We start from the raw sequence: 5,742 nt of genomic DNA on the forward strand, positions 1-5,742 counted from the left end.
TGGCGAAGCACCACCGACGTCCGCGTCAGCACGGTTCGCGGAGCCACGAGCTACCGTCCCGCCAGCTCGCCGAGGACCGGAACGAGCAAGCGAAGCGCGAGACCGCGATGCGAGGCGGCATCCTTCTCCCCCGGGCTCAGCTGCGCGGCGCTGCGGCCGTCACCCTCGGGCACGAAGATGGGGTCGTAGCCGAAGCCGTTCTCCCCCTTCGACTCTCGCCCCACTGCACCGCGCCACTCACCGCGGACCACGGTTTCGATGCCGCCGGGAATCACCAGGGCGCACGCCGAGACGAATGCAGCTCCGCGACGCTCGTCGGGGGTGTCACTGAGCTGCGCCAGAACCAGTGCGGTATTGGCCTCGTCCTGCCCGTGCGTACCGGACCAACGCGCCGAGAGCACTCCGGGCATCGCGTTCAGGGCATCGATCTCGATCCCGGAATCGTCGGCCACACAAGGTAATCCGGTGGCCGCCGCGCCATCACGTGCCTTGGCGAGCGCATTTTCCTCGAAGGTCGCTCCGGTCTCGGGAGCCTCCGGGAACGGCGGCACCTCGTCCAGGCCCACCAGTTCGATTCCGGCCACTCCGGCAGCGTCGAGCACCCGCCGGAGTTCGCGCAGCTTCTTCGCGTTCCGGCTCGCGACCAGAAGCTTCGAGTCAGGCACCGAACTTCTTCTTCGATTCCGCGGCTGCAGGCTCGGGCAGTTCGCCGGGGTACGGCAATGCCAGGGCTTCCTTCTGCACCTCGAACAACTTCTCGATGCCGACGAATGCGGAGTCGAGCAACTTGTCGAGTGTGGTTCGCGGGAAGGTCGCGCCCTCCCCGGTGCCCTGGATCTCCACGAGCGTGCCGGTGTCGGTGGCGACGACGTTCATGTCGACCTCGGCGCGAGAATCTTCCTCGTAAGGCAGATCGAGACGCACTCGGCCGTCGACGACGCCGACGCTGACTGCGGCGATCATGCACGAGATGGGCTGCGGATCGGCCAGTCGTCCCGCTGCTCGCAGATAGGTGACCGCGTCGTTGAGAGCGACGAACGCGCCGGTCACCGCCGCGGTACGGGTACCACCGTCGGCCTGGAGTACATCACAGTCGAGGGCGATGGTGTTCTCGCCGATCGCAGCGAGGTCGATGCATGCTCGCAGTGAGCGTCCGACCAATCGAGAGATTTCCTGGGTGCGCCCACCGACCTTGCCCTTGACGGACTCGCGGCCGTTGCGGGTGTGGGTGGCCGCGGGGAGCATCGCGTACTCGGCGGTGAGCCAACCGAGACCGGATCCCTTTCGCCAGCGCGGGACGCCCTCCTCGACGCTGGCCGTACACATCACCCTGGTGTTGCCGAACTCGACCAACACCGACCCTGCCGGGTGGCTGGTGAATCCGCGGGTGATCTTGATGGTGCGGAGCTCGTCGTCCGCCCTGCCGTCTTCTCGTCTGGACACGACTCGAAGCCTAGCGCGTCGTCAGACGGTGAAGACGTCCCCTGGCAGAACCGCGTGCACCGGTCCGCTGAACTCTGCCTTCGCCTCGGCGATGACATCCTCCCGCGAGGTCCACGGCGGAATATGGGTCAGCAACAGCTCCCCTACCCCTGCCTCTCGCGCGATTCGGCCCGCCTCGGTTCCGGACAGGTGCACTCCCTCCGGCCGCTCGGGACTGTCGGTCCAGGACGCCTCGCACAGGAACATGTCGGCTCCGTGCGCCAGATCTCGCACCGCCTGGCACATTCCCGTGTCTCCGCTGTACGCGAACGTGCGGCCGTGCGCCGTGGTGACGCGCATGCCGTACGACTCCGGCGGATGGAACACCTGCCGAGCCAGAATCGACAACTTCCCGAACTCCACGGTGCGTCCGTCCACCCAGCGACGCAGGTCGATGGTGTCGGACATGTCGTCGATCTGCCCACCGCACTCGGCCGAGGCGACTCCGAGCCGGAACGCCGTGTCCTTGGGTCCGTAGACGATCGCTCGCCCCTCCGGCGGAGTGGGATGGTAACGACGCCACACCAGCAGACCCGGAACGTCGAGGCAGTGATCGGCATGCAGATGCGAGAGCAGAACGCTCACATCTCCCGGATCGGCGTAACGCTGCAACGCCCCGAGGATGCCGGGTCCGAAGTCGAGGACGACCGGCGCGGTCTCCTCTTCTTCCAACAAGTAGCCCGACGCGGGTGAATCGGGTCCGGACACACTGCCCGAACATCCCAGGACGGTAATTCGCATGAAAGCCATGCTGCCACGCCGAGCGCATCACTCGAAACGTTCGGGCAGTATTCACAGCGCGAGTCGGCGAAATTCACCACCGACCACGGGTGTGTCTGCAGTTACCTCGAACCTACGAAGTGGGCCGATCGAGCGATTTCGCGCGGGCCCGCTCGGCTCGCGCGTCGGCGGACAGCAGTCGAGCGGCAACCACTCCGCCCACCGCGCCGAACAGATGCCCCTGCCAGGAGACGTTCGGCTCGCTCGGGAGCACACCCCACAGTGCGCTGCCGTACAGCACGAACACCACCACGCCGATCGCGAGTTGACCGAGTTTGCGGGTGAAGAAGCCGCGCACCAACAGGTATGCGATGAAGCCGAAGATCAGAATCGACGCACCGATCGTGTTCGTGTACGAACCGGCGGTGAGCCAGGTACCGAACCCGCCGACCACCCAGATGATCCCGGTGGCCGCCAGACCCCGCGCCAGTCCGGAGAGCAACACCAAAAATCCGAGCACGATGATCGGCACGGTGTTCGCGATCAGATGCTGCCAGTCGTCGTGCAGCACGGGCGCGAACAGAATACCCCACAACCCCTCGACCGAACGGGCCTGGATCCCGTTGCGTTCGAGCCTCGACCCGCTGGCCACATCGATGAATTCGATGACCCACAGCAGTACGGTGAATGCTCCCACCAGGACGGCGGCCTGCATCCAGACCGGCCGCTCGCGCTCGACGGGACGGTTACTGATCTCGCTCATGATCGCCTCCGGATTCGGTCCCTCCACGGTACCGGGCAGAGGTATCGCGCGAGCTGCGCTCAGGCTCCCGATCCACCGAACGCGGACGTGAAGATCTGGCGGTACGTGGGGATGCCGGCCACCGAGGTGGCGTCGAGCAGGGCCGCGACGATGGCTCGCTCGACGACGATCGCCGCGGCCTCGGTGACCGCAGCCAGTACCGGGAGTTCGGCCGAGAACGCGGCGGGCACCGAGGACTCTGCGGTGACGGGTCTGGTGCCGGTGGACACGGCGAAGATCGTGTCGCCGTCGAGCGGCGAGTGTGCCGGTCGAACGGCCCGCGCCAGACCGTCGTGACCGGCGACGGCAATCCGCTTGCACGACGCCGACGACAACGCGGCATCGGTGGCGACAACCCCGATCGTGGTGTTGAGCGCAGTGCCCTTTGGTTCGAGGGCGAGCGCGGCCCACAGCTGGTTCACGTCGGGCTTGCGCATACCGAACGCCGTAGGCCCGAGCGTGCCGACACCCCACAGCAGGCCGGTACGCGGGTCGAACACCGCGCCCACCGGATTGGCGACCATCAGCGCCGCCACGGTGACCCCGTCGGCAGGGCCGCCCTCGATCACCGTGCTTGCGGTGCCGACACCGCCTTTGAGCACTCCGGCTCGGGCACCGACACCTGCACCGACCGATCCTGTCGCGAACTCGGTCGCCGCTGCTGCCGCGGCGAGATAGCCGAACTCTGCCGTCGGGCGGGAAGTCCAATCGCCGACCGGAAGATCGAAGATCACCGCGGCCGGCACGATCGGTACGACGTGATCGGGGCTCCCCATGGGAATGCCCTGGCCGTGTTCTTCGAGCCACCGCATGACGCCGTCGGCCGCGGCGAGCCCGTAGGCACTGCCCGCGGTCAACAGGATCGCGTGGACGTGCTGGACGGAATGGCTGGGATCGAGCAGATCGGTCTCGCGAGTCCCCGGCCCGCCGCCGCGAACATCGACAGCCGCCGTCGCACCTCCCAGCGCACGAACCACCGTGCAGCCGGTCGCCGAGCCGGAACCCATGGTGGCATCACCGTCGCGTTCGTGATGATGACCGACCAGCAGACCCGCCACGTCGGTCAGGGAATCCCGCGGTCCGGGAGTCTGGAAAGCAGCGGTCACGCGTGCGTCCTAGGGAATGAGGACCTGTACGAGTGAATCCTGCATCCAGGTCAGCCAGTGGTACACGTCGAGATGTGGAGCCCGAGGATCGCCTTCGTCGAGGACATCGGGTGTATCCGCGCTGATGCCCAGCGTGGTGCCGAGCGCCAACCTCACGTCGTTGAGGCCAGTCAACCATGCATCCGCCTGCTCCTGGGTGAGCACGATTTTGCCACCGGACTCGGGAAGAGTGGCCAGGATCATCGATCCCGCGGCCATCTTCTCGTCGATGATCTCGGGCTCGTGCAGTCCGCGCAGTGCACCGTTGAGATCTGCCGGGTCCTCCTCGTCGCGGCCGGGGTCGGCGCGATGGAAGTCCGGCAGCAGCCGCGCCAGTGCGGCATCCTCGGGCGGGCTGTTGTGCCCGGTACGAAGACCGGTCAGTGCCGCGAGTTCGTCGGTGGGGGCAGCGGCAGAACGATCGCGCAGCAATCCGAGAACCGAGCCGACCAGCGATCGGAGCACGGCGGCCTCACGAGCATCGATCTCGGACTTGATCTTGACCCCGGACAACGAATTCCGTCTCGTCCACGTGCGCACTGTTGCTGATGTCCTGTCTCGGGAAAGGGGTGGACTACTACTTGTCCTGCTGCATGGTGGCCCACAGACCCGCCGCGTGCAGCCGTCGAACATCGTTCTCCATCGCGTCGCGCTCACCGCTCGACACCACGGCCTTGCCTTCGGAGTGCACCTGCATCATCAGCTCGGTCGCCTTGGCCTTGCTGTAGCCGAAGAGCTTCTGGAAGACGTAGGTGACGTAGTGCATCAGGTTGACCGGGTCGTCCCAGACGATGGTGACCCAGGGGGTGTCGTGAGATTCGTCGGCCGCAACGGCCTCGGTCTGCGCCGGGACCGCCTGCGGTGACGCGGCGACGACGTCCCCAGCCGAGAAGCCGTCCACTGGCAGAGATCCATCCACCGTCAACCAAGGCATGCCCAACAGGGTACGGCGTATCGGGCCAGCGTCCCACGCTCGCCCCTTCGCTCGTAGTGTGGGCGAGGTGAGCAACGACGCGACCACAGATCACGCGAGTTCCAGCGACGGCGTGAGCACTGCACTGCTGACCGATCAGTACGAGTACACGATGCTGTCGGCGGCTCTGGCCAGCGGCTACGCCGATCGAATCTGCAGCTTCGAGGTGTTCGCGCGCAGGTTGCCCGGCGGTCGACGATACGGAGTCCTCGCGGGCACCGGACGCATTCTCGACGCGATCGCGCGCTTCCGATTCGGGCCGGACGAGCTGCGGATCGTCTCCGAATTCCTCGACCACGCCACCGTCGAGTGGTTGCGGGGCTACCGCTTCACCGGCGACATCGACGGTTACCGCGAGGGTGAGCTGTACTTCCCCGGCTCCCCGGTCATGACGGTTCGCGGCACGTTCGCCGAGTGCGTCGTCCTCGAAACGCTCGTGCTTTCCATCCTCAATCACGACAGTGCGATCGCGTCCGCGGCAGCGCGGATGGTCACGTCCGCCAAATCTCGGCCGATCATCGAGATGGGTTCGCGTCGCACCCACGAGGAAGCCGCCGTCGCCGCCTCCCGCGCGGCCTACCTCGCCGGGTTCACCGCAACATCCAACCTCGAGGCCGTCC

The 5,742-nt window shown here is 66.6% G+C and carries 7 protein-coding genes and 1 pseudogene; 1 reads left to right on the forward strand and 7 read right to left on the reverse strand.

The window, feature by feature from the left end:
• Positions 1-50: 50 nt before the first annotated feature.
• From rdgB to clpS, 7 genes are all read right to left on the reverse strand, one after another.
• A complete protein-coding gene (gene rdgB, locus RHBS_RS23305; RefSeq protein ID WP_128646526.1) occupies positions 51-665 on the reverse strand; it encodes an RdgB/HAM1 family non-canonical purine NTP pyrophosphatase in 615 nt (204 codons plus the stop codon).
• The gene (gene rph / locus RHBS_RS23310) at positions 658-1,443 is read right to left on the reverse strand and encodes a ribonuclease PH (RefSeq protein ID WP_045194515.1); all 786 of its coding nucleotides are present in this window, start codon (positions 1,441-1,443) and stop codon (positions 658-660) included. Before rph ends, rdgB begins: the two co-directional genes overlap by 8 nt.
• Before the next feature lie 21 nt (positions 1,444-1,464).
• Positions 1,465-2,223 (reverse strand): cyclic nucleotide-degrading phosphodiesterase, encoded by a 759-nt coding sequence (locus RHBS_RS23315; RefSeq protein ID WP_187298607.1) that lies wholly within the window; start codon positions 2,221-2,223, stop codon positions 1,465-1,467.
• A 112-nt stretch (positions 2,224-2,335) separates the two neighbouring features.
• On the reverse strand, positions 2,336-2,965 hold the full coding sequence (locus RHBS_RS23320; protein WP_128646528.1) for a rhomboid family intramembrane serine protease: 630 nt from the start codon (positions 2,963-2,965) through the stop codon (positions 2,336-2,338).
• 59 nt (positions 2,966-3,024) lie between these two features.
• A complete protein-coding gene (locus tag RHBS_RS23325; RefSeq protein WP_128646530.1) occupies positions 3,025-4,110 on the reverse strand; it encodes a P1 family peptidase in 1,086 nt (361 codons plus the stop codon).
• A 9-nt stretch (positions 4,111-4,119) separates the two neighbouring features.
• On the reverse strand, positions 4,120-4,689 hold the full coding sequence (locus RHBS_RS23330) for a DUF2017 domain-containing protein (protein WP_121869356.1): 570 nt from the start codon (positions 4,687-4,689) through the stop codon (positions 4,120-4,122).
• Positions 4,690-4,726: 37 nt separating this feature from the next.
• A complete protein-coding gene (gene clpS, locus RHBS_RS23335; protein ID WP_094612901.1) occupies positions 4,727-5,083 on the reverse strand; it encodes an ATP-dependent Clp protease adapter ClpS in 357 nt (118 codons plus the stop codon).
• A gap of 58 nt (positions 5,084-5,141) precedes the next feature.
• On the opposite strand from clpS, the pseudogene RHBS_RS23340 reads away from it, so the two are divergent.
• Positions 5,142-5,742: pseudogene (locus tag RHBS_RS23340) on the forward strand (nicotinate phosphoribosyltransferase); the annotation flags it as partial.

Source organism: Rhodococcus sp. BS-15 (assembly GCF_000813105.1).
Lineage (GTDB): Bacteria > Actinomycetota > Actinomycetes > Mycobacteriales > Mycobacteriaceae > Rhodococcoides.